This is a genomic window from Pedobacter alpinus (assembly GCF_042684645.1).
Lineage (GTDB): Bacteria > Bacteroidota > Bacteroidia > Sphingobacteriales > Sphingobacteriaceae > Pseudopedobacter > Pseudopedobacter alpinus.
Genome location: NZ_JBHULV010000059.1, coordinates 1 through 530 on the forward strand (window position 1 = coordinate 1; position 530 = coordinate 530).

General features: G+C 44.0%; 1 protein-coding gene. It reads right to left on the reverse strand.

Features of this window, described 5'->3' with window-relative positions; translation table 11 throughout:
- Positions 1-90: 90 nt before the first annotated feature.
- On the reverse strand, positions 91-530 hold a 440-nt coding region (locus ACFSSE_RS17955; RefSeq protein WP_379101067.1), incomplete at its 5' end, for a hypothetical protein.

Sequence of the window (530 nt, forward strand, 5' to 3'; positions counted from 1 at the left end):
ATCATCCCAAATCTGGCTTCATCCTGAAAGTACAGGTTCACTTCAGTGTACTTATCCTTATCTAGACTTAATCTAATGTTGTTCAGCGTATTAGGGAGTTTTTAAAAAAGCCTTTTCGGCCTCTCCATCTTTTTTATAGTGGGATTTTCTGGGAGTTTTGAGCTTTGTCCTGAAATGTTGCTTCAGGTATTCCCGGATACGATGGTATTTCACATCTATCCCGTATTCTTGCCTGACCCAGTTCTGGGCGTCCCAATAACCCAGGAAAGGGTTGTGCGGATCGTTCACTCTCTGCTCAAGACCTTTATGCATGGCTGGGGTGATGATCTTCGATTGTTTGTTCTTTGGTCTGTCGCTCAGCATCTGAACAATACCTCCACATTTGTAATCATTTACCCATCTTTCCAATGTCCTGATGTGCACCAGCAGGTAATCAGCAAGCTCCTGACGGGTGTCGAATCTGCCGGATTTGATCTCGATCAAACATCTCATCCGTTTCTCGCCCTTGATAGTCTTTTGCTTTAAGAGCA